Genomic DNA, 21,235 nt, shown 5'->3' with positions numbered 1-21,235 from the left:
TGTTTATCGAAAGGATGTATCACAGATGCCAAAAACGTTAGTTCTTGCAGAGAAGCCCTCTGTAGGAAGAGATATAGCACGTGTATTAAAATGCACCAAAAAAACGAATGGTTATATGGAGGGTTCAGACTATATTGTTACATGGGCATTAGGCCACTTAGTAACATTAGCGGATCCAGATGCCTATGACAATAAATATAAAACATGGAAATTAGATGATCTGCCAATGCTTCCAAGCCCATTAAAGCTTGTGGTTATGAAGCAAACAGGGAAGCAGTTCCAAACTGTAAAATCTCAAATTATTAGAAAAGATGTAAAAGATATTGTTATTGCAACAGACGCAGGACGAGAAGGAGAATTGGTCGCACGGTGGATTTTAGAAAAAGCACGTGTAAAAAAGCCGGTGAAAAGGTTATGGATATCCTCCGTCACCGATAAAGCAATTAAAGATGGATTTCAAAACTTAAAACCAGGCAAACAATATGAAAATTTATATGCCTCTGCAGTAGCACGCTCGGAAGCGGACTGGTATGTTGGTTTAAATGCAACTCGTGCTTTAACTACAAAATTTAATGCGCAGCTTTCTGGTGGGAGGGTCCAAACTCCAACTTTAACGATGATCGCTGCACGTGAAGATGAGATCAATCGATTCAAACCGAAAACCTTTTATCAGCTACAAGCAAAGACAATAACGGGTGTAACCTTAACGTGGAAGGATAAACAAAACCAGAGTAGAATTTTTGATAAGAAAAAGGCAGATGAGCTTCTTAACCGAGTAAAGAACCAAACAGGAACCGTTCAAAAAATCGATAAAAAAGAGAAAAAAAGCTTTGCGCCCCCGCTTTACGATTTAACGGAGCTACAAAGAGACGCGAACCGAATTTTTAACTTTTCAGGGAAACAAACGCTTTCTCTTATGCAGAAATTATATGAACAACATAAAGTATTAACCTACCCAAGAACCGATTCTAAATTTATCTCAACCGATATTGTTCCGACTTTAAAGGATCGATTATCTGCTTGTGGTGTGGGGCCATACGCAAATATAGCTAATAAAATTAAGCAGCGACCAATTAAGACAAATGGTTCTTTTGTAAATAATGCGAAGGTGTCGGATCACCATGCGATTATTCCAACAGAACAAGAAGTATACTTGTCTGAATTGTCAGATCAAGAACGAAAAATTTATGATTTAGTTGTGAAGCGATTTTTAGCGGTACTCATGCCACCTTATCAATATGAACAAGTGACGTTTCAAGTAGATGTAAACCAGGAGAAATTTTATGCGAGCGGAAAGAATGTAGTAGCTCTTGGTTATAAAGAGGTTTATGCAAAAGGAGATCCGGGAGAATCAGTGGACAAGGACGACCAGGTCTTACCGGATATCAAACAAGGATCCACATTAGATGGCCTTCAATTTAAGCTTGTAGAGGGTGAAACAAAGCCACCTGAAAGGTTAACAGAAGGTACCCTTCTAGAAGCAATGGAAAATCCAGCTAAGTTTTTGCAGGAAAGTGAAAAAGATGCAAAGAACACATTGAAAGCTACTGGAGGCTTAGGAACAGTTGCAACTAGAGCGGATATTATTGAAAAACTATTTAATACGTTTTACATGGAAAAACGAGGGAAGTATTTACATCTAACCTCTAAAGGTAAGCAATTATTAGATCTAGTTCCAAAGGATTTAAAATCACCTCTATTAACGGCAGCATGGGAAGAAAAGCTTGCCCAAATTGCGAATGGAAAAACAGGGAAAGACGCTTTTATTAAAGAAATAAAAGAATATACCCAACAAGTGGTCCAAGAAATCAAACGTAAAGATGTTAAATTCAAGCATGACAACATGACCGGTACCAAGTGTCCGACTTGCGGGAAGCTCATGCTAGAAATTAACGGGAAAAATGGACGTATGCTTGTTTGTCAGGATCGTTCTTGTGGTGAGAAAAAGCATATCGCAAAGAAGACAAATGCAAGGTGTCCGAAATGCCATAAACGTATGGAAATGCGTGGACAAGGTGAGGCGCAAACATTTAGTTGTGTTTGCGGTTACCGTGAAAAATTGAGTAACTTTCAGAAAAGAAGAAATAAACAAGGGAAGAATAAAGCGGACAAACGCGATGTGAATAAGTACATGAAAAAACAAGATGAAGGCTTCACCAATCCAGCATTAGCTGAAGCACTTAAAAAATTGAAAAAAGACTAGAAAAAAGCGATACTTTCTTTTTAATAAGAAGTGTCGCTTTTTCATATAACGGTTGGCGAAGTAGCCGGCTTAATTTCTTTTAACTATATTTATCAGTGGCAAAAGACGCCTATGCCAAAACTCACCCAGAATTAAGTAGCACAACTTTTTTCATTAAGCCACATATACTAGAGTGTCACACCTTTTTTGAAAATGGCTAACTCCCGGTAATCATTTATTTCATTTTGTGCTGGCTTTCCATTTGCAACTTCAATGACATAATCACTGAATTTTTTTAGGACCTCGTCTTTTTCAGATTCTAGTAATACCCCAGCATTGAAATCCATCCAATGCGGTTTTTTCTCATACAACGCAGTATTCGATGAGATTTTTAGCGTTGGTACAAATGTTCCAAAAGGTGTACCTCTTCCGGTTGTAAATAATACAAGATGACATCCAGAAGCAGCTAAAGCCGATGCTGCAACTAAATCATTACCTGGAGCACTTAATAGATTTAACCCGTGTGACTCGAGACGATCTCCATATTTAAGTACACCTTTAACTAGTGATGTCCCAGCTTTTTGTGTGCAACCCAAAGATTTATCCTCTAACGTTGTAATTCCTCCTGCCTTGTTTCCTGGGGATGGATTTTCATAAACAGGCTGCTCATTTTTCATAAAATATTCCTTGAAATCATTAATCATGTTAACCGTATCATGAAATATTTGTTCATTCTCTGCTCTTTCCATTAAAATCGTTTCTGCACCAAACATTTCAGGTACCTCTGTTAATACCGTTGTACCACCTTGAGCCACCAGATAATCTGAAAAAAGGCCGAGTAGGGGATTAGCTGTTATACCTGATAAACCATCAGATCCACCACATTTTAGACCAACCTTCAATTCTGATAATGGAATGGTTTCACGCTTATCTTCATGGGCAACTTGGTAAATTTCTTTTAATAGTTTTACACCTTCTTCAATTTCATCCGATACATCCTGAGAAACTAGAAACCGAATGCGCTCTCGATCATAATCGCCTAAACCTTCTTCAAATTCTTCCACAATATTATTCTCACAACCTAAACCGAGAACAAGAACACCACCTGCATTTGGGTGTAAAACGATGTCTGATAGAATTTGTTTTGTGTTTTGATGGTCATCCCCAAGTTGGGAACATCCATACTGATGCGACATGACTAATGCTTGATCAAAAGGTGCCAAATCTCCAATTTCTTTTTTAAATTGTTTTAAGATATAATCTGCAACACCATTTACGCAGCCAACAGTAGGTACAATCCACAGCTCATTACGAATCCCTACATTTCCATCCTTTCGTCGATAGCCTTGAAAAAAACGATTTTCATTTTCATAAGGGTTCTTTGTCTCTTTTGGTTCATAAACGTAATTCTCGATGCCTGTTAGGTTTGTTTTCATATTGGTTATGTGTACACGTGAACCCGCTTCAATCGGTTCTATAGCATGCCCTATTGGAAACCCGTACTTTATTACATCAGCCGTACTGGCAATCGGAGTAACCGCTATTTTATGACCTTGTGGGATGTCCTCTTTAAGCGTAATTACTGCATCATCAACTGATAGAGTGGTGCCAGATTTAAGATTCTGTAAGGCAACGACTACATTATCTTCTTTCTGCAAGTGAATGAACTTACGCATCTATTTCAGCTCCCATTAATTCTATTAAAGCCTTACGAACGCCTTCTTGTTCCATTTTATAAAGGTGCGTAGCTATTTTCTCACTAAGTCCAACATACGTATTAAGGTTTTCGCCCCACCATTTTTCCTGTGCAAGAACATTACCTACCATTTGGGAAATTTTTTGTTGTGAGCCATCATAACTATCCCATTGCTCTTGGAAAAAGCTTAATACATCTTCATCATCTTTAAGATCAATGGATTCTTCTCCTCTTTTGCCTTGATAGAAGAGGATTAAGGCAGCAAAAGCAAAAGCTAGTTTTTCTGGAATTTCTTTTTTTATAGAATGGTACTCTAACAATGTTGGTAAATCGCGTGTTGCAAATTTTGCTACAGAATTTAATGAAATATTTATTAAGAAATGTTGAATATAGGGGTTACGGAAACGATCAAGTACGTCTTCTGTAAACTTAGTTAGTTCTTTTTCAGGAAAATCAATAGTCTTCAAAATTTCATCAAAAAGAAGCGATTGGATATAAGATCCAACTAATTTATCTTCTACCGCTTCTTTAACCGTATCAATACCTGCAAGATAAGCTACTGGCGTCATTGCGGAGTGTGTGCCGTTTAAAATTTTCACTTTACGTGTCCGGTAAGGATTCAGATCCTCCACGTACAATGTGTTCAGCACTGCCTTATCTGCTGGAAAGCTTTTTCTTACTGAGTTTGGAGCTTCAATCACCCATTGATGATAGTATTCGCCAACTACCATTAAGTCATCTTGATAGCCTAATTCATTTTTAAGTGACTCTTCCTTATCTTTAGGATATCCAGGTACAATCCGGTCGACTAAGCTACAACAGAAAGTGTTCGCTTCCTCCAACCAATCTGTAAATGCTTTTGGAAGTTTCCATAATGATGCGTATTGTAGAACATATTTTTTTAAGAAGTCTCCATTTCGATCAATTAGTTCACACGGGATAATCGTCATACCTTTGTTTACATCACCATCAAAATGCAAAAAGCGTTGGTAAAGAAATGCTGTTATCTTTGCTGGAAATGATTTTGGTAATTCATCCTCTAACCGGTCATTTTCATTAAAAACAATACCAGCTTCTGTTGTGTTTGAAAAAATAAATTCTAAATCCTTTTGCTTAGCTAAAGCGAGATAGTCTTCCAAATTTTCATAGGGATTAATAGATCGACTAATAGACTGAATAATGCGTTTTTCCTTAACTGGCGAACCATCCTTATAACCATTCAAAAGCATTGTATATAAGCCATCTTGTTGATTTAATTTACTTACTAAGCCTTGTTTAATTGGTTGAACAACGACAACACTTCCGTTAAAAACACCTGCTTCATTCATGACATCAATTTGCCAATCAACAAAAGCACGTAAAAAGTTTCCTTCACCAAATTGCAGTACTCGTTCTGGGTAAATCTGTTTTTCAACAATTTCTTTTGATAACTTTTTCATTAACAATCCTCCTCGAGCAATATTATAACAACGTTGTTATTTACAACCTTATTTTACCATTAAGGATCTATCTGGTCTATATGTTTGTTAAAAATTTCACATACTATTTTTTCTTAAAACAAGTGTAACCATAGATATCTCAACGAAAAAGGAGATGTGTCATTTTTTTGTACGATAACAAAAGATAAATTTTTAACGCAGAAGTCTAATCTGCGTAAAGAAAATTTAACGTACCAAGTATAAGATAAACGAATACATTTGTTTATCTAAAAGATTTTACACCTCTAGGCAGATAATATCTTGATCAGTATTCAATGTTCTACGCTCATAAAAATGCATATTTCTTTTTTGAAAAGGTAATAAGGTAATTTGAAAAAAGTTATCGATATTTAGTAGGGGAGAATCATTTCATAGTTTGTCCTATACGCTCATAGAATAGGATAGCGAAGGAGGCTGTTAAAATGGGTCTTTTACATGAATTTCGTCAATTTACGATGAAAGGAAGCGCGGTGGATATGGGGGTGGGTGTAGTGTTAGGAGCTGCATTTAGTGGTTTCATTGATTCACTTGTTAAAGACATTCTACTACCGCCAATTGGAATTCTTTACTCCAAAATGAATTTCGAGAATTTGCATATCACTTTAAATGGAAAGCACTATTCTTCGCTAGCAGATGCCAAGGAAGCTGGAGCTGTTACTGTTAATTATGGCCTATTCATTACAGCGACCGTGCGTTTTATGATCGTGTTATTTGTTGTATTTATCGTAATTCGTCAAATTAATCGCTGGAAAAAACCACATCAGCACCCCCTAGACGCAATGACAAAAAAAGAATGTCCATTCTGTTGTACACCCATTCCTACTCAAGCTATTATTTGCCCAAATTGTTCCTCATCACTTAAGGAGGAATCAGATAATCGGGAGCGAAGCGGTAAACCAATACTTAGAATAAAATAACATTCTTCTTCGAATTAATGTATACAAAGTCAAAGGAGTGTTGTGAATGGATGTAATTTATTAATATGAAAAATTTTAAATTCTAATTTAAAATGCCGTAATCTTGATCATTATTTGTCAAAGTCCAGTAATAGCATAAATCTAGCTATTACTGGGCTTTTTATATGCCCTGAAAACAATTTTTAATGTTGTAAAGATGAAACAGACAAGTATTACTGATCAATAAAAATAAAATATTGGATGAATAAAGTAAGTGATAATTATTTAGAAATTTGCTGAGGTGAAAAATTAGGTTTGTTAAAAAAGGAGAAATAAATATTACCCTCTTTTTTGTGATGAGTATCACAGCATTCATTTTTCAGAAAATTTAAAATTAGATAATACATGAAAGGGGTAGTGGGATGGAACAATTAATGAATAAAAAACAAACGGGGTTGGACGTTTTATGCCAAGTTTTGATACAGGAGCAAATTTCCGTAATATTTCAACCAAACAAGCAACCGACTTTGTTTAGTAAGGAGTCACCCTTTGATCAGATTCAACTTACGCATGAACAAGCTGTTATTCATGCTGCAGATGGGTATAGTAGAGCCACAGGGAAAGTTGGGATCGCTTTTATTACAACTGAATACGGCTTCACAAATGCAGTAACTGGTATAGGGACAGCGCAATTGGATTCTGTACCGTTAGTTGTTTTTGTCCAACACCCAAGTAATAATGTAAATGAACAATTAAACGTAAGTGGAATGACAAAAGCAAGTTCAAAATATAGTTTTACTGCCAAGTCGATCACTGATCTGATCTCTATGGCAAGTGATGCTATAACTATTGCAATTAGTGATCGTCCAGGAGTAGTTGTTTTAGATTATCCAAGTTCTATTCTATATGACTCAAGTGTAGTTCAAAATGTAGAAAAACAAGAAAATAGATTACCATTAACACCTAAAAAGATTTCTCCAAAGCTTATTGAAAAGTTAATTCGTGTAATAAACGAATCGAAAAGGCCTGTTTTACTTGTTGGTGGTGGTGCTCTGATCTCAGGAGCTAGCACTGCATTACTTCAATTTATAGAAAGAACGTCTATTCCGTTTGTAAGTACTTTAATGGGACTAGGAGTCATAGATAAAAATCATCCCCTTCACTTAGGGATGGTAGGAATGCATGGGACCTTTGCTGCGAATCGTGCAGTACATAAGGCAGATTTATTGATTTGTTTAGGCGTTCGCTTTAGTGATCGAATTACAGGGAATACGAATGGTTTTTCCCCAAATTCTAAAAAGATTCACGTAGATATTGATCCATCTGAGATAAACAAACGAGTCTTAATAGATTATCCTGTAATAGGAGACATAAAACAAGTTCTAGAGTTGGTTAATAGACATAGCTTCTCACAAGCAAACTCCGAATGGTTGGAAAAATCAGCGAGTTGGAGTAAAAAATCAGCTGGTTTTCATGAACCTAAAAATAAACGTATTGGACCAGATAAAATAATAAAATTACTTCATCACCATAGCTCGTCTAATGCCATAGTGGCAACGGATGTAGGACAGCATCAAATGTGGACGGCCCATCATTATCCTTTTCAAGAGCCACGACGTTTTCTTACATCAGGTGGTTTTGGTACGATGGGATATGGCCTTCCTGCAGCAATTGGTGGTGCAATGGCTTCTCCCACTCAAGAAATAATATGTGTGACCGGAGATGGAAGTATTCAAATGAATATTCAAGAACTATTGACTGCTGTACGTTATCGTTTGAATATTAAAATTGCTATTTTGAAAAATGGTTATCTTGGTATGGTTCGTCAATGGCAGCAACTCTTTTATGAACGAAATTATTCACAAGTGAAAATTACTTCACCTGATTATGTGACCTTAGCTGAGAGCTATGGTGCAAAAGGTTACCGAGCAAAAAGTTTAACAGAGGCTAAAACTGTTATAGAGAAGGCATTTAGTATACAAGGACCTGTGGTGATGGAATTTACCATTGAGGATGAACAAAATGTCTACCCAATAGTTCCTCCTGGAGGCAATAACACAGACGCACTAGGAGAGGAAGTAGAGAAGAACCAGTAGAGTACTTAGCGTAGTCTATAAAACTTTCAATGAAATTCAAATAAAAAAGTGATACTTCCCCTTTAATCGGAAGTATCGCTTTTTCTTAAAATGTAAATAAGCTTCAATCTTAATTTTTTTTAGCTTTATTAACTTAGAGATTATAAATAGGTACTCCAACTATATTTTTCAGCGAGACTTATACAGGGTTCTCTTTAACCTAATCTTAGCAAGATAAGGCGAATCAATCCTATTTTGCCTCGATAAAAAACGCATAGCTTGAAGAACGAACGTACCTTTCATTAAAAATTATTCACTCTCTACTGGGTTTTTAGCCTCAAAAAGTAGCTGGTCGAGTTCGTTGGTATAGTTTTCTTTTGTTTCGTCAGACCAGCCGAATTTCTTCGCCATGTAATCGATAACGGGTTCTTTGTTTGCATGTACCCAGTTAATATCAAAGAACAAAGCACCAGTTCTGCGAATGAAGAAGTCAGCAGGCGTATAGGCTAACTCGTAATTAATCGAATACTCTAACACAGCAAACAGCGTAGGATCCAGGGCTGTTGTATCAGAAGTTCCCTTGTTATTTTTATAAATATTCAAAATAATGTCAATATTGGAGCCGTATCTTCTAATTAATCCCTCAGCAGCAAAAGTAGCTAGTCCAATCTCTTTTGCCTCTGTTAGTTTTTGTGTAACAAACCGTTCAAACTCTGCAGAACCGCCAACTTCACCACCAGATAGAGGAAGGTGTTTTGTTTGGGTAGCTGGATACTGACGGTTCTCTGTTTGATGCAAGTTCTTGGCAACAAGGTCAATGATACTCTCAGCCATTTTACGATAACCAGTCAGCTTACCGCCAGCAATCGATATAAATCCTGACTCAGAAATAAAAATCTCATCCTTACGTGAAATATCTGATGGAGACTTACCCTCTTCATGGATTAATGGACGTAATCCAGCCCAGCTAGATTCTACATCAGATGCTGTAATTTTCACTTTTGGGAACATGAAGTTAATCGCATCTATTACGTAATCCCTGTCTTGAACAGTCATCTGTGGACGCGCGATGTTTCCGGTATAAACGGTATCAGTTGTCCCAACGTAAGTTTTTCCTTCGCGTGGGATTGCGAAAACCATTCGTCCGTCCGGTGTATCAAAGTAGATGGCTTGTTTTAATGGGAACCTCTCTCCGTCAAAAACAAGATGTATCCCTTTCGTAAGTCGTAAAGTCTTTCCTTTTTTAGAGCCGTCTTTTTCTCTTAGCGTATCTACCCACGGTCCAGCTGCATTTACAATCTTCTTTGCAAATATTTCTGTAGTAGTATTATCAATTAAATCTAATACTTTTACGCCAACTACTTTTCCTTCTTTATATAAAAGCTCTGTCACTTGCAGGTAATTTAAGGCAAGAGCACCCTTTTCTACAGCTTTTTTCATTACTTCAAGTGTAAGACGGGCATCATCTGTTTTATATTCTACATAATAGCCAGCACCTTTTAATCCATCTTTTTTTAGTGTAGGTTCCCGGTCCATTGCAACATCTGAAGAGAACATTTTTCTACGTTCACTCTTTTTGACGCCAGCTAGAAAATCATACATCATTAGACCAATGTTGGTTGTTAAAGGACCAAACGTTCCACCTTTATAAAAGGGAAGCATCATCCATTCGGGAGTGGTTACATGTGGTCCGTTTTCGTATACGATAGCACGTTCTTTACCAACTTCTGCAACAACCTTGAATTCAAATTGTTTTAAATAGCGAAGACCACCGTGCACTAATTTTGTGGACCTGCTGGAAGTGCCAGCAGCAAAGTCTTGCATTTCTACAACAGCTGCTTTCATTCCACGGGTAACGGCATCCAAGGCAATACCAGCACCGGTTATTCCTCCACCTATTACAAGCACATCTAAAGCTTCGTCTTGCATTTTTTGTTTCATATTTTTTCTTCGTAAACTTGAAAATTCCATACGATCGTCCCTTTCGTTTTTTTCTATTAATATGGTTATCTCCGTTAGAAAAACAAAAAGAGACCACAAATAATCAATTGTCTATATCGTACACATAGCAATTGATTAATGTGGTCTCTCTATTCTCCAACCGAGTTATTAACTTGTATTTAGTATAGCATGAGGAGTAGGGGAAAGGAAGGTATACACCCCAGTCTCCTATCATCAACCTATTTAAAGTGTCTTGCTGCGGCGACAGCTTTTTGCCAGCCAGTATAGAGCTCATCGCGTTTTTCTTCGTCTAGAGCATGAATAAACGTACGTTCATTTTTCCACTGCATAGCAATTTCTTCTTTTGATTTCCAATATCCAACCGCAAGTCCTGCAAGGTAGGCTGCGCCTAATGCAGTTGTTTCCTCCACTACAGGACGTTCAACTGGAACGCTTAACATATCACTTTGAAATTGCATCAAAAAATTGTTTTTAACAACACCACCATCAACACGTAACGACTTTAACTCCATGCCGGAATCCTCTACCATTACGTCGATAACATCTTTGGTTCGATAGGCTAATGCTTCGAGTGTAGCACGAATAAAGTGTTCCTTCGTGGTACCACGAGTTAGTCCAAATATCGCGCCACGTGCATCACTATCCCAGTAAGGTGTTCCCAAGCCAACAAAGGCGGGTACCAAATAAACGCCTTCGCTAGAAGAAACCTTTGATGCGTATTTTTCCGTATCTTTTGCTTTTCTGATCATTCGTAAGCCGTCTCGTAACCACTGAACAGCAGAACCAGCAACGAAAATACTACCTTCTAAGGCATACTCTACTTTTCCATCCACACCCCATGCTAGAGTGGTTAGTAGGCCATGATCAGATTTTACGCCTTCTTCTCCAGTGTTCATTAGCATAAAACAACCAGTTCCGTATGTGTTTTTAGTCATCCCTTTTTCAAAGCAAGCTTGACCGAATAAAGCGGCTTGTTGATCGCCAGCAATACCTGCAATTGGCACTTCATATCCGAAAAAGTGATGCCCCACGGTTGTAGTATAGACCTCACTGGATTGCCTTACCTCAGGTAGCATGCTTTTTGGAACAGTAAGAATGTCAAGTAGCTCGTCATCCCATTCTAAGTTGTAAATGTTAAACATTAATGTACGCGAGGCATTCGAGTAATCTGTCACATGAACTTTACCACCTGAAAGCTTATAAACTAACCAGGTATCAATGGTTCCGAATTGTAAATCTCCATTTTCGGCTTTCGCTCTAGCGCCTTTCACGTTGTCTAAAATCCATTTCACCTTCGTGCCCGAGAAATATGGATCGATAAGTAAACCAGTTTTTTCTTTAAATAGATCCTTGTAGCCTTTTTCCTTTAAATTACGACAAATATTTTCTGTTTGACGGGATTGCCAAACAATCGCTTTGTAAATTGGTTTCCCTGTGTTTTTATCCCAAACAACAGTTGTTTCTCGTTGATTGGTAATGCCAATACTTGCTATATCGGCAGCAGAGATATCTGCTATTCGTAAAACATCTGCAATACAGGCCAGGATAGATGTCCAAATTTCATTAGCATCGTGTTCTACCCATCCAGGTTTGGGGAAAAATTGTTCAAATTCATGCATGGATGTTGCGATGATGGTACCTTGTTTATCAAATATAATAGCACGTGAGCTTGTAGTTCCTTGATCGAGCGATAAAATATATTTCCCCACTGTTTTCTCTCCTCTATATATGCGAATTTAAGAACTGAAAATAGGGATATCCCCATTATGCTTTGTTCTCTTTTGGATAGTGAATGGTTTATGTTCACCTTTATTAGTGTTTAATAAACCAACTTTTAAAACGTTTAAGTTTGTAAAAAGCATAAAAAAAGACACGACTAAAGTTCTTTGAAAAAATCAAAGATAATAGTGTGTCTCCGCATCTCGTCACAAAATATTAACTTAACTAAGATTATAATCTTTTGTGGAATTATCGTCAACAAATGTTCACAATTATATCTTCCTTTTTTAGAGTAACTATTCGAATATTATGACCAAAGATCTTTATTGGAGGTTGTAATGGCAGTTGCGCCACCGTTTAATGCATGAGAGACGTCCTCTTTGGTACGGATTAATCCACCCGCGATAACCGGAATGCCTGTTTCCTCGTGTATTTCCTTTAATATATTTGGAATGATTCCTGGTAATACCTCAATGTAATCGGGTTTTATTCGCTTACAAATTTTTAAATTATGATTAATGGCATGACTATCTAATGCGAAAAGCCGTTGGATACCAATAACGTTATGTTTTTTAGCTGTGGTAATTACATTACCTCTAGTAGAAATGATTCCATCGACCTTCAAATCATTAATTAAATATTCTAATCCATATTCATCCACTTTAAGCCCCTGAATTAGATCAACATGCATAAAAACCTTTTTATTTTGTTGCTTCGTATATTTTACAAGACTGCTAATTTGCGACAATCTACACTCTAAAAAGATAATATTTTCATGATGACTTCTAAGGACACTTTCAAAGTCTTTCATGCTTCTTACTGCTGGTAGTACGCCTTCTAATTTCGTCAATGTGCTCACCTCCATAGAAATCATCGATCAAACAAGTTCATTATACTTATCTTTGTGAGATTGACAAGTCAATGGATTCAATAAGAGAAATACGGTATATTCCTACTTAGCTTTATTATGATAAAAGAAGGGGAGTTTTTCTTACTCCTAGCCCAGTGCTACATCTAATATCATCATGATGGTGAAACCAATCATTAAACTCATTGCAGCTAAGTCTTTGTTTCCATTTTCCTGTGAAGCTGGAATTACTTCTTCTGCAACCACAAATATCATTGCACCTGCTGCAAAGCTTAAAGCAAAAGGAAGCAATGGCTCCATCATTGTTACAGCCAAAACCCCTATTACTGCTGCAATAGGCTCGACCATTCCAGAGAATTGTCCATATAAAAAGCTTTTCCTTCTAGACATCCCTTCACGTCGAAGCGGCATAGAAACTGCCGTGCCCTCCGGTAAATTTTGTATTCCAATTCCTATGGCTAAGGTGATCGCGGCACCTAATGAAGCAGTTGGCAGACCTTGCGCTACTGCCCCGAATGCAACCCCAATTGCTAAGCCTTCTGGGATATTATGCAAGGTAATTGCTAAAACAAGTAAGGTACTTCTTTTTCTTTTCGCAGGTTGAATCCCTTCTGCATCCTTCATATTTGAATTTGGATGTAAGTGAGGAATCAATTTATCCACTGCCCAAAGAAATATTGCCCCTGACATAAAGCCAATTGCAGCAGGCACCCATGCCGGAAGACTGTCTTGTTCTGCCATCTCAATAGCTGGTGAGAGGAGGGACCAGAAGCTTGCAGCGATCATGACACCGCCGGCGAAGCCTAGCATGGAATCCAATAGTTTTTCGTTCATTGTCTTAGTTGTAAAGACAAGTGCAGCTCCAAGAGCGGTCATTCCCCATGTAAATAGCGTAAAAATAAATGCTTGTAAAACAGGACTGAGCTCGATAAAATAGGCGGCCATTTTCTAAAACTCCTTCGTTAACTTACTTATACAAAATAGAATACTAGTATTGCGTGTAAAGGAAAAGCACACAGTCTTATCTAAATTACGCCTTAAGGCTTAGTGTGAAATACAGCTTAAGCCCGTTACCTAAAGATTAAGGACAAGCTATCATTAAGTCATGGAAGGAGGGAATGACATTGAAAACATTTTTACTTATCAGTTTAGCGATCATTGCTTCGATTGTTTTATTATCCAATCTTGGTCCAATGATTATGCTACTTATCAGTGTCGCGGTGGCCTATTATGCGCTTAGAAAGTTTGTAGTCGCAGAAACGGTTGGCAAGAAAGTGCTATGGGGGATCATCATTTTGATAGGTGTTTCAATTAGCCTTTCAAACATACCAGCACTAATAGGTGTTGCAGCTATCTTTGTTTTGTATTACACCTATAAAAAATGGAAAGAAGAAAAAGAAAACAAAAGCATCCAAGATGACTACTTAAATTGGGAAAATATCTAAATAAAAAAGGAGAATGAAGATGACAAACTTATTTTCAAGATTAAAAGAAACGGTAATGGCAGATTTGCATGACTTAGTAGACCAAAAAGAACAAAAGAATCCAATTGCGCACGTGAATCAATATATTCGTGAATGTGAGCAAGAAGTAAAGAAGATTAAGCATCTGGTTGAAAAACAATATCAAATTAAACAAGATATTGACCGAGAATGGAACCAAGCAAAAATGATGGTTGAAAAACGCAAGCGTCAAATGCAACTAGCTGAAGAATTAAATGAAGCACAGCTTCAGGAAGAAGCTCAACAAGAGCTTTCGCAATTCGAATCAAGAGTAGAGCACCTGTCAAAGCTTCGAGATCAATCCATTAAAGACATTGAAGGATTAGAAACAAAATATGTACAAATGAAACAGAAGCTGAAGGATTTGTATGTAAAAAGGTTAGAAATGAAGAGTAGGGAAAACGTTGCTCGCACGCAGCAAGGTATCAACAAGGTACTACAAACGGACCTTGTTTCAAAGAGCGCTTCAAAATTTGCAGAACTAGAAAGCTACATTGAAAGAATCGAGCAACAAGTCCAATCAGACTATCGTTTGCATACATTAGACGCTAGATTTGCAGCATTAGAAAAAAAGGCTTCTAATTCTAATTAAAAACATGGTAATCTAAAGGAGTGCAGAAAATTTCTGCACTCAATCATTTTGTATAAAAATAAAAAAAGGAGGGCCAGTATGTTTAAAAAAAATCCAACCGATTTGATACAGTTATTGCTGATTATTGCTATTGCTTTATTTGTAATCGAAGTTATTTTTATCGATACTGGTCTTCTTTTTGTATTGATACTAGCAATTGTAGCGATCTATTTTGGAAAAAGAAGTTACTATAAAACATCTGGGAAAACATTTTTCTGGGGTGGTATTGTAGCAATTCTTCTTTTTTTGTTAAATACATTCGCAATTCGCTTGTTTATATTTATTATTGTTATTTATTTTATTTATCAGTGGTATAAAGGGAAAAAAGAACAAAATGATGCAAATCATTTACTTACAGATAATAAAGAGCAAACAGTAGTAAAGGAAAAAATCAGTCAAAACAGTTGGTTTCATAAATTTAGAACGAACGAAGAATCCTTTGCATGGCAGGATATGAATGTTCAGGGCATTATTGGGGATGTTGTAATTGACTTAAACTACACGGTTTTGCCAAAGCAAGAAGCGATGATGCTAATTCGTAATGTGGTTGGAAATGTGAAAGTTATTGTGCCCTACGACGTCGAAGTCGTTATCCAGCATAACGTGATGTATGGTGCAATCTCTGTTTTTGAGCACCACGAGGAGCATGCGTTTAATCGAACAATCGAGTTTCAATCGAAAGATTATATAGAATCACAGAAAAAGATTAAAATCTTCACCTCTATGATTGTCGGTAAGTTGGAGGTGAAGCGGGGATGAAATTATATTCTCGTGCGATTGTTTTTGGCTTTTTCTTATCCATTCTATTAATGATTATTTTGTATGCCCTCGTTTTTGTAGCCTATCCATTGGATAATTGGCAGCTATTTTGGACGAGAAAAATATGGGGGATGCCTTTTATTGCATTGGCTCCATCTGTGACGATGGTTTTCGGATTAAGCGTTGGAATAGGGGTGTCGCTTTATTGGAGTAACCGAATGGCCTTTTTAGAAGAAACCGTTGATCGGCTCAGAAAAAGTCAATCTTTATTAGATGAACAGCCATACGATGATATGGCTGGCTTGATGGAAAAGATAAAATCACTTCAATCCTATATGCAAGAACAAACCCAAAGGTCACAACGCCTAATTAAAGAAAGAACAGAAAATCAACAAGAAAAAATTGATCAAGTTATTTCAGATGAACGGAATCGTCTTGCTCGTGAGCTACATGATTCAGTTAGTCAGGAACTATTTGCAGCTTCCATGCTTGTTTCTGCCTTAAATGCATCGGAAAAAGCGAAAGAAGGAATGCTTCAAAAGCAGTTATTACAAATCGAAACCATTATTCAGCAGGCCCAGCTCGAAATGAGGGCTTTGTTATTACATTTACGACCAATTGCTTTAAAGGATAAGACGTTATCAGAGGGAATGGAGCAACTCTTGGAGGAGCTAACAGCCAAAGTGCCACTTTCCATTACATGGAAGCTGGAAAAAGTAAAAGTGAATAAAGGCGTGGAGGATCATTTATTTAGAATATTGCAGGAATCGATTTCAAATACATTAAGACATGCGAAAGCTGATACATTAAACGTTCTTTTATTAAATCGAGATGGATTTGTAATTTTGAAAATAGAGGACGATGGTATAGGATTTGATGCAAAAGAAGAACACTCTGGTGCATACGGCCTTCTTAATATGAAGGAAAGAGCGGGAGAATTAGGGGCTAATTTTAGAATTGTGAGTATTCCAAATGAAGGTACAAGGCTTGAAGTACGCGTGCCAATTATAAACGAAGATGGTGAGAATAATGATTAGTGTATTATTTGTAGATGATCATGAAATGGTCCGTATCGGAGTAAGTGCATATTTAGCAACCCAGCCTGACATCGAAGTAGTTGCAGAAGCGGATAATGGGAAAAAAGCGGTAGAACTTGCTTTAGAAATGCGTCCGGACGTAATTTTAATGGATTTGGTAATGGAAGAGATGGACGGGATTGAAGCAACCAGACAAATCATGAAGTCTTGGCCAGAAGCAAAAATCTTAATTGTTACTAGCTTTATTGATGATGATAAGGTGTATCCTGCAATAGAAGCGGGAGCGACTAGCTATATTTTAAAAACCTCAAAAGCAGACAAAATTGCAAAGGCTATCCGCGATACACATGTAGGGGAGCAAGTTTTTGAAAAAGAGGTAACCTCAAAAGTAATGGCAAAAATGCGTAAACAATCAGATTTGGTACTTCATGACACACTTACGAACCGAGAGAATGAAATATTACTCCTAATCGCAGAAGGCAAAACAAACCAAGAAATAGCAGACCAATTATTCATCGCCCTAAAAACAACCAAAGTACACGTCTCCAACATTCTCAGCAAACTAGAAGTTCAAGACAGGACTCAAGCAGCCGTTTACGCGTATCAGCACGGCCTCGTTGGTTCGACAAAAAACGGGGGGTGACAGGCACCACCCCCTACAACCCGAGTGATTGATTTGGTACTTTGATGCGGAAAGAAATGTTGTTATTTTCTAGGTCGATTTGTTGTGCGCGTATTTTGAAGTTGCTTTTGATTTCCATTTGGGTGACGGCGATATAAATATTTTCTTCTTTTGGGTTAATGACGAGCCATTCTGGTGGGTCCACACGGTTGTTGACGTATTCTAAAATTTTATTGTTTGGAAGGTTTAACAGCCCTAAGGACATATCCTCTGTTTGTAATATAATATCTCCATTTTCTTGTACAATTGGTGTGAGACTGATGCTTATTGGTACCTCTGTCATAAAGGCATCAATAGTGCCCGTGACATGTACTTGATCCTCAAAGCTTACACGATATTTATCTTCATCATCTTTAAGTAATTTATCAATATAGGCATTTACGAGTTCTGTCAAATTCTCTTTACTCGAATTAATCGTAAATTCTGCTCCTTCTTCTTCTTCAATAAATTCTTTTTCAGGTGGTTCAACCTCTGAAGTTGGCCAAAAGATAAAAAGCATTACGGATAATAAAAATAATACATTGAAACCTAATAATGCAATAAAAAATGCTTTCCAATTCTTTTCAATTTTCATATGTTGTCACCTTTTCATTTAAGTCTATTCTTCATCTTGGTCTTGTTCAGCTTCCTCTTCATTTTCATCTTCCTCTAGAGCTGCTTGCATGTATGATTGGACTCGATTTGCTATAATTACATATCCCTCACGATTTGGATGGATATAATCCTCTGCGAAAAAGTTACCTTCACGATTTTTATAAATATCCTTCATCGGAATGAAGGTCACCTGTTCAAAAGATTCTGCTACACGCTTACTAGAGTCATTCCACCTGATCATGATTTCATTTAAAGCTGGAATATCACCAAAGTATTTCTCGAAAGGATTAAAAAAACCTAAGAGGTAGATATCTGCTTCAGGTTGCAATTCCGTAATTATTTCTAAAATGGTGCTCATTCTAACTTCGTAATCATCCCGGTCCGCCATAAAGGGTTCCTCAGTTAAATTAGTGAAATTATCTCTCATAATTCGCATAATATCATTTGCACCAATAGTAAGGAGAACGACGTCCGCATTTTCTAAAGAAGATCTTAAGTCTTCATTTTCTTCTAAACGTTTAATGAGGTGTTTCGTCTGATTTCCTCTAACTCCATAGTTTTCAAAGCTTACCTTAAAGTCATTATCTACTAGACGGTCTTCTAAAATACCAATATAACCTGCATTTCCTGTTTCGTCACCAACTCCTTGTGTTAAGGAATCACCAACAGCAACTATATGCGTCTCTTTTTTAAATATATTTAAGGCACCTTCTACTACGTCCTTTACTGTTTCGCGAAAATCCTGTGAAAAGCCTTCTTCCTCTTCATCAGTTTCATCTTCTTCATTTTCTGCTAACTCTTCTTCAACTCTTTGTTCTTCTTCTGCAATAGGTCTAACATTTTCGGTTGTTTGTGTCGGTTCTTCGAAAATTGCAGCGACATAACTAACCATCACAATGAAAATCACTAAACTTGCTAGGATAATAATTACTGCTTTATTGCCCTTCATTTTATATACACCTACACGTTTATAGTCTATGTTGATTTACCCTATTTTCTAATATATTAATCATTTTAATACGCAGTATTATACTTATTCGTCTACGCCGATAATTATTTAGGGAAACTGCTTGTATTTTATCATGTATAAGATAGAAGTAAAATATAAAGATGAAAAAGCCGCCCTGAAAATCAGAGCGGCTTCATTTATATTATCTTGGGGAGATAATAACAATAATTAAGTCTTGCCTAGTAATTTTGACGCAAACGGTCAAATTCTTTAAATGGACAGCGATCCTCTACAAAGATTTTCCCTTGTCCTTCTGTATGGTTTTTAATAGTAGAAACATCTTGATCTGTGTTTGCCCATACAATACTTGCTTTTTCAATTGCTTCATTTGATACTTCTTTTGGATCTACAATATATAAAACATCTACAGGGCCTTCTATTTCATTGATAGAAGAGACTGATTGCGCACCATAAAGTTGATTATCCGCATTACTTAATGGGATGATTTGAAATCCTGCTTTTTGAAGCTTGCTAACTGCTTCTGCTTTTTCTTCTTTGTAACCTGCTACAACGATAGTTTTCGGGCGGATTCCACCATCTTCTCTTGCAAAAGAAGAAGCTAAAGCCCAGCTGATTGCTTGTTCTGAAGAAACACGGATAGTTGGTTCTGTGTCAGTAGCAATTGCAATTGCTTGGTCTAGATCATTTATTGTATCTTCAACTGATTCAAGACCTACAGATAAACGAATTAATTCTTCTGTTACACCACTGCTCTTTAGCTCATCCGCATTTAACTGCTGATGTGTAGTAGAGGCAGGGTGAATGATTAATGATTTTGCGTCTCCAACGTTTGCTACGTGTGACCACAAATTAACATTATCGATTACTTTGCGTCCAGCGTCTCTTCCGCCTTTGATGCCAAATACTACAATGGCGCCATAATGTCCATTTAAGTATTTTTGAGCAAGTGCATGAGAAGGGTGATCCTCTGTGCTAGGGTGTGATACCCATTCCACTTGAGGGTGGTTCTCCAAATATTGAACAATAGATTTCGCATTTTCAGTGTGTCGCTCTACACGTAAATTCAATGTTTCTAAGCCCTGTAAAAAGTTGAATGCATTTTGTGGACTTAGGCATGCGCCAATATCACGTAACCCTTGCACACGTAATTTAATCGCAAATGCTGGTGGTCCAATATCAATTCCAAATCGAATGCCATTATAAGAATCATCTGGCTCTGTAAAGCCTGGGAAGCGTTCGCTATTCCAATTAAACTTACCGCTGTCTACAACAACTCCTCCAATAGAAGTTCCGTGTCCACCGATCCATTTCGTTGCAGAATGAACGACAATGTCAGCGCCCCATGTAATTGGCTTACAAGCATAAGGTGTAGCAAAAGTGTTATCGATAATTACTGGAATTCCACTTTCGTGAGCGATATCTGCTACTTTTTCAAGGTCGAATACATTCAAGCTTGGATTCGTAATAGTTTCACCAAATATAGCCTTTGTTTTTGGTGTAATTGCATTTCGGAAGTTTTCAGGATCAGTTCCGTCGACGAATTTTACATCAATTCCGTATTTTGGAAGTGTTTTGTTAAATAAGTTAAAAGTTCCTCCGTATAAATTACTATCAGCAAGGATCTCGTCCCCAGCATTCGCTAAGTTTAAGATTGCTAGAGTAATAGCTGAAGCACCTGAAGCTGTTGCAACAGCAGCTACCCCATCTTCAAGTAACGCGATGCGTTGTTCAAAAGCATCTACAGTTGGATTCATAATTCTTGAATAAATGTTACCTAGTTCTGCTAAAGCAAAAAGGTTTTGAGCATGTTCTGTGTCGCGAAAAACATAAGAGGTTGTTTGATAAATAGGTACTGCGCGAGATCCCGTTGTTGGATCTGGTTCCTGTCCACCGTGTAGTAATGTTGTTTCTACTCCTGGAAATTGAAAAGATTTTGTCATAATAAAAGCCTCCTAATAAAGTTTTTACACGTCTCTAATCAAGAGAAAACAAAAAACCCTCTTCTATGTAAGAAGAGGGTTGTATGTATCATTTCCTCCTCTTATCTACCAGGCTATTAACCTGTAGGATTTAGCACCTTTTCAATAAAATTGACGGTTGCCGGGCTTCATAGGGCCTATTCCCTCTGCCACTCTTGATAAGAGATATGCGATTAAGTTTTCTTAGTATGGATTATATGGCATT

Annotated in this window: 17 protein-coding genes and 1 riboswitch; of the genes, 8 read left to right on the top strand and 9 right to left on the bottom strand. The window is 37.2% G+C overall.

Annotated features, from left to right (window positions below):
* Positions 1-25: 25 nt before the first annotated feature.
* Positions 26-2,203 (top strand): DNA topoisomerase III, encoded by a 2,178-nt coding sequence (locus DFR57_RS02025; protein WP_114351459.1) that lies wholly within the window; start codon positions 26-28, stop codon positions 2,201-2,203.
* A 167-nt stretch (positions 2,204-2,370) separates the two neighbouring features.
* On the opposite strand, the gene DFR57_RS02020 is transcribed toward DFR57_RS02025, so the two are convergent.
* Positions 2,371-3,858, bottom strand: a complete 1,488-nt coding sequence (locus DFR57_RS02020) for a UxaA family hydrolase (protein ID WP_114351458.1) — start codon at positions 3,856-3,858, stop codon at positions 2,371-2,373.
* Positions 3,851-5,317 (bottom strand): tagaturonate reductase, encoded by a 1,467-nt coding sequence (locus DFR57_RS02015; RefSeq protein ID WP_114351457.1) that lies wholly within the window; start codon positions 5,315-5,317, stop codon positions 3,851-3,853. Before DFR57_RS02015 ends, DFR57_RS02020 begins: the two co-directional genes overlap by 8 nt.
* Positions 5,318-5,778: 461 nt before the next feature.
* Between DFR57_RS02015 and mscL the strand changes: the two genes are divergently transcribed.
* A complete protein-coding gene (mscL, locus tag DFR57_RS02010) occupies positions 5,779-6,273 on the top strand; it encodes a large conductance mechanosensitive channel protein MscL (RefSeq protein WP_114351456.1) in 495 nt (164 codons plus the stop codon).
* Between the two features lie 401 nt (positions 6,274-6,674).
* Positions 6,675-8,348, top strand: a complete 1,674-nt coding sequence (gene ilvB, locus DFR57_RS02005) for a biosynthetic-type acetolactate synthase large subunit (RefSeq protein WP_114351455.1) — start codon at positions 6,675-6,677, stop codon at positions 8,346-8,348.
* A gap of 288 nt (positions 8,349-8,636) precedes the next feature.
* On the opposite strand, the gene DFR57_RS02000 is transcribed toward ilvB, so the two are convergent.
* The 4 genes from DFR57_RS02000 to DFR57_RS01985 all read right to left on the bottom strand — a co-directional run bounded on the left by DFR57_RS02000 (position 8,637) and on the right by DFR57_RS01985 (position 13,821).
* On the bottom strand, positions 8,637-10,298 hold the full coding sequence (locus tag DFR57_RS02000) for a glycerol-3-phosphate dehydrogenase/oxidase (RefSeq protein WP_114351454.1): 1,662 nt from the start codon (positions 10,296-10,298) through the stop codon (positions 8,637-8,639).
* Positions 10,299-10,507: 209 nt separating this feature from the next.
* The gene (gene glpK, locus DFR57_RS01995) at positions 10,508-11,998 is read right to left on the bottom strand and encodes a glycerol kinase GlpK (RefSeq protein WP_114351453.1); all 1,491 of its coding nucleotides are present in this window, start codon (positions 11,996-11,998) and stop codon (positions 10,508-10,510) included.
* A gap of 317 nt (positions 11,999-12,315) precedes the next feature.
* Complete coding sequence (locus tag DFR57_RS01990) at positions 12,316-12,858, bottom strand: glycerol-3-phosphate responsive antiterminator (protein WP_114351452.1); 543 nt, start codon at positions 12,856-12,858, stop codon at positions 12,316-12,318.
* Positions 12,859-13,005: 147 nt separating this feature from the next.
* On the bottom strand, positions 13,006-13,821 hold the full coding sequence (locus tag DFR57_RS01985) for a ZIP family metal transporter (RefSeq protein ID WP_114351451.1): 816 nt from the start codon (positions 13,819-13,821) through the stop codon (positions 13,006-13,008).
* 179 nt (positions 13,822-14,000) lie between these two features.
* Here DFR57_RS01985 and DFR57_RS01980 point away from each other — a divergent pair, with 179 nt between their 5' ends.
* The 5 genes from DFR57_RS01980 to DFR57_RS01960 all read left to right on the top strand — a co-directional run bounded on the left by DFR57_RS01980 (position 14,001) and on the right by DFR57_RS01960 (position 17,448).
* The gene (locus DFR57_RS01980) at positions 14,001-14,321 is read left to right on the top strand and encodes a lmo0954 family membrane protein (RefSeq protein ID WP_245937355.1); all 321 of its coding nucleotides are present in this window, start codon (positions 14,001-14,003) and stop codon (positions 14,319-14,321) included.
* A 19-nt stretch (positions 14,322-14,340) separates the two neighbouring features.
* A complete protein-coding gene (locus DFR57_RS01975) occupies positions 14,341-14,970 on the top strand; it encodes a PspA/IM30 family protein (RefSeq protein WP_114351449.1) in 630 nt (209 codons plus the stop codon).
* A gap of 78 nt (positions 14,971-15,048) precedes the next feature.
* Positions 15,049-15,768 (top strand): cell wall-active antibiotics response protein LiaF, encoded by a 720-nt coding sequence (gene liaF, locus DFR57_RS01970; protein ID WP_114351448.1) that lies wholly within the window; start codon positions 15,049-15,051, stop codon positions 15,766-15,768.
* Positions 15,765-16,805 (top strand): sensor histidine kinase, encoded by a 1,041-nt coding sequence (locus DFR57_RS01965; RefSeq protein WP_114351447.1) that lies wholly within the window; start codon positions 15,765-15,767, stop codon positions 16,803-16,805. The genes liaF and DFR57_RS01965 overlap by 4 nt, the downstream gene beginning before the upstream one ends.
* A complete protein-coding gene (locus DFR57_RS01960; RefSeq protein WP_114351446.1) occupies positions 16,798-17,448 on the top strand; it encodes a response regulator in 651 nt (216 codons plus the stop codon). Before DFR57_RS01965 ends, DFR57_RS01960 begins: the two co-directional genes overlap by 8 nt.
* 13 nt (positions 17,449-17,461) lie before the next feature.
* Here the strand turns inward: DFR57_RS01960 and DFR57_RS01955 are convergent, their stop codons facing one another.
* From DFR57_RS01955 to DFR57_RS01945, 3 genes are all read right to left on the bottom strand, one after another.
* On the bottom strand, positions 17,462-18,061 hold the full coding sequence (locus DFR57_RS01955) for a YpmS family protein (protein WP_114351445.1): 600 nt from the start codon (positions 18,059-18,061) through the stop codon (positions 17,462-17,464).
* 24 nt (positions 18,062-18,085) lie between these two features.
* Positions 18,086-19,030 carry a GDSL-type esterase/lipase family protein gene (locus DFR57_RS01950; RefSeq protein ID WP_114351444.1) on the bottom strand — a complete coding sequence of 315 codons (945 nt, stop codon included), beginning with the start codon at positions 19,028-19,030 and terminating at the stop codon, positions 18,086-18,088.
* 239 nt (positions 19,031-19,269) lie between these two features.
* Positions 19,270-20,991, bottom strand: coding sequence for a PLP-dependent aspartate aminotransferase family protein (locus DFR57_RS01945; protein ID WP_114351443.1), 1,722 nt, complete (start codon positions 20,989-20,991; stop codon positions 19,270-19,272).
* Positions 20,992-21,089: 98 nt separating this feature from the next.
* A riboswitch (SAM riboswitch) is annotated at positions 21,090-21,195 on the bottom strand.
* Positions 21,196-21,235 lie beyond the last annotated feature (40 nt).

It is taken from the genome of Saliterribacillus persicus (genome assembly GCF_003337485.1).
Taxonomy (GTDB): Bacteria; Bacillota; Bacilli; order Bacillales; family Amphibacillaceae; genus Saliterribacillus; species Saliterribacillus persicus.
The sequence above is the reverse complement of the archived record's forward strand: the minus strand, read 5'-3'. Positions and strand labels throughout refer to the sequence as shown.